This is a genomic window from Pantanalinema rosaneae CENA516, assembly GCF_050753385.1.
Classification (GTDB): Bacteria; Cyanobacteriota; Cyanobacteriia; order Leptolyngbyales; family Leptolyngbyaceae; genus Pantanalinema; species Pantanalinema rosaneae.
Window position 1 is genome coordinate 1 of the sequence record NZ_JBLZFZ010000146.1, and the last position, 2,727, is coordinate 2,727.

Genomic DNA, 2,727 nt, shown 5'->3' on the forward strand with positions numbered 1-2,727 from the left:
CAGCAACGCGAACGGCGACACGAGGAGCGCCGTCAGAACGCCGAGCTTGGCGGAATTGCTTTCGGACATCAGCGCGGCCGTGACGGCGACCGCCATGAGAACGAGCGTCGCGACCAGCGCACGGCCGCGCAGGAGCAGCGCGCAGGCGAGCGGCAGGAAAAGGACAACCGCGACCGCCGCCCGGTTGAGTCTGAAATAGTCCACGCGAAGGCCAACCATGGCGCGGATAACGCCCTCCGTATGAAGTTCGACGAGCATTATCGCGCTCGCGAGGGCGACGCCCGCCGCAAGACCGTATTTCAGCGCCGACCCCGGCCCGGAGAATCGCGCGGCGAGCGCTCCGGCGAGCCCCGCGAGCGCGACCGAGCCGCCGAACTGAAGCGCATGCCAGGCCCCGCGCGCGGAATCGAGCGACCATGCGGCGCTCGCGAGCGCGAGGAGCGCCAGCGCCGTCAGGCAGAGACCGCCGGGGCTCGTCGCCGCGACGCGCAGATCGCGCAGGGCCTCGCGCTCGATCCGCGCGGCCAAACCCGCGACGAGGAGAAGCGCGGCGACGACCACGAGCAGCGTCGCGGCGATCCCGCGCGAGAAGATCGAAGCGGCCGGGGTCGCCGCGAGGATCGCGAACGCCGCGCCTGCAAGCCTGTCCGCGCCGCCCCGCCGGACTTCGTCACGCCCCATGCCGTCCCCGAACCCGCAACCGCGCGAGCGGCCGCCTTCCCCGGCGTCGCCCGCTCCTTTCGCAGATGCCCCGCGGCGCGGCGCTTGTCCACCGGCGAATCGCGTCGCCCGCCTCCGCACGGCCCGTTCCCGGGCGATTGCCCGCCCCGTCCGATTGTTCTAGAAGGGCCGCGCATCGCTTTCGAGGAGCATGGATCGGTTGCGCGACATCGAGGACATACTGCCGCTGCTGCGCAGCCCCGGAAAACGCGGCGGATTGCGGCTGGCGAAGCGGTCCGGGCTGACCCCGCCGGGGCGCGCGGAGGCGCTGCTGCTCGACGACGATTCGCGGCTCTGCTTTCCCGTGATCGGGGGCGTGCCGCGCCTTCTTCCCGCTTCGAACCGGATCATGGCGGACGCCGCGGCGGATCTGCCCGCTTTCGAGGAAGCGCGGGACCACGCCCTGCCCGTCTTCGGGGGCGGCGGGGCGGAGCTCGACCATTACGAGGTCAACGGCGTCCACGACGTGACGACGGCGGCCTTCGACGATCACAGGGTCGACGTCGCCTGCGGGCTCCTGCCGGCGGAGGTCGCCACGCTCGTCGACATCGGCGCCGGTCCCGGCCCCTTCCTCGCCCGGCTGGCGAAGGCGCGGCCGGACATGCTCGCCTTCGGGCTGGAACGCTCCTCCGCCGCGGTCGCGGCGGCGCCGGGAGACGTGGCGATGATCCAGGGCACGGCCGACGCCCTGCCGCTGGCCGACGCTTGCGTCGATTGCGCCGTGTCCATGGAGACGCTCGAGCACCTGCCGGACCCGGTGCACCGCGCGGCGCTCGCCGAGATGGCGCGGGTTTCGCGGCGCTACGTCCTCGTCAACGTGCCCTATCGCGAGCGCCGGCTGCAGACGCGTTGCCGGCATTGCGACTGCGTGTTCAACCCCAATTACCACATGCGCTCCTACGACGACGCCCGGCTCGACGCGCTGATGCCGGGCTTCGCCGTCCGCGAGCGCATCCTCCTTCCGCGCGAGGAGAACCTGCTCAAGGCGCTCGCGGCGCCGTTCCGCAAGCAGGTGTTCGGCCGCCTCGACTACGCGATCTGCCCGCAATGCGGCATGTCGGGCGCCGACGAAGCCGCGCCGTCCCGGGAACCGGCGCCGGCCGGGGGCGCGGGCGGCGCCCGCGGCGCGCTGAAGGCGCTCGCCGGATTCCTGCCGCGCGTTCCCGTGCGCGGCGAGATCCTCGTCCTCTACGAGCGGCGACAATGAACTACGACGTCGCGCGCACGCTACGCTCGACGTTGCTGTGGCGCGCGGGGGCGCTGGTTCTCGGCGTCTGCTTCGTCGCCAGCGTGCCGCTCGTGGTGGAGCCGGCGGAATTCGGGCGCTTCAACGTGGTCTTCTCCGCCGCGCAGGTCCTCGCGGCCGCCCTGCTGCTCTGGCCGAACCAGGGCTTCCTGCGGCAGGCGCGCGAGGAGCTGCACGAACGCGGCGCGCTCGGCGGAAGCCTCGCCGCCCGGCTCGCGCTGCATCTGGCGCTGTCCGTCCTGTTCGTCGCCGTGGCCCTCGTCGCCGCGCGCCTCATCGCCGGCTGGCTCGGGATCGGATGGGGGATGGTCGCGGCGAGCGTGATCGCCATCGCGCTCGCCCAGTCGACCACCGAGATCGGCATCATGGCGCTGCAGGCGCGGACGCGCTTCGAGAGCTTCAACCTCGCGCCGGTCCTCCAGCGGACGGGCCAGCTCAGCGGGCTCGCGGCGATCGCGCTCGCGGGGGCGGCGGACTTCGCCCTCGACGCCTGGACCCTCCTCGCGGCGGGAACGATAGCCGGCTATGTCCTGTCCGGCGTCAACGCCTGGGCGCGCACGCCGCTCGCCCTCGACTGGGCTTCGGCCGGCCGGCGCGCGCGGGCGATATTCGGCCATAGCTGGACGCTGCCCGCGACGTCCATGGCGGCCTTCGTCCTCGCCTGGATCGACGTCTGGCTGATCAACGCGCTCGTGGGCATCGAGGCGGCGGGCGTCTATTCCTTCGCCTATCTCGCGACGACGCTCGCCACCGCCCTGCTC

At 72.7% G+C, this 2,727-nt stretch carries 3 protein-coding genes; 2 read left to right on the top strand and 1 reads right to left on the bottom strand.

The window, feature by feature from the left end; all coding sequences use genetic code 11:
* The coding region (locus ACN4EK_RS32355; protein WP_431662556.1) for a hypothetical protein at positions 1–681 on the bottom strand (681 nt) is incomplete at its 3' end.
* 190 nt (positions 682–871) lie between these two features.
* Here ACN4EK_RS32355 and ACN4EK_RS32360 point away from each other — a divergent pair.
* Together ACN4EK_RS32360 and ACN4EK_RS32365 are read left to right on the top strand one after the other, a co-directional pair.
* Complete coding sequence (locus tag ACN4EK_RS32360) at positions 872–1,927, top strand: class I SAM-dependent methyltransferase (RefSeq protein WP_431662557.1); 1,056 nt, start codon at positions 872–874, stop codon at positions 1,925–1,927.
* Positions 1,924–2,727, top strand: an 804-nt coding sequence (locus ACN4EK_RS32365) for an oligosaccharide flippase family protein (protein ID WP_431662558.1), incomplete at its 3' end; no start/stop codon positions are given. The genes ACN4EK_RS32360 and ACN4EK_RS32365, both read left to right, overlap by 4 nt.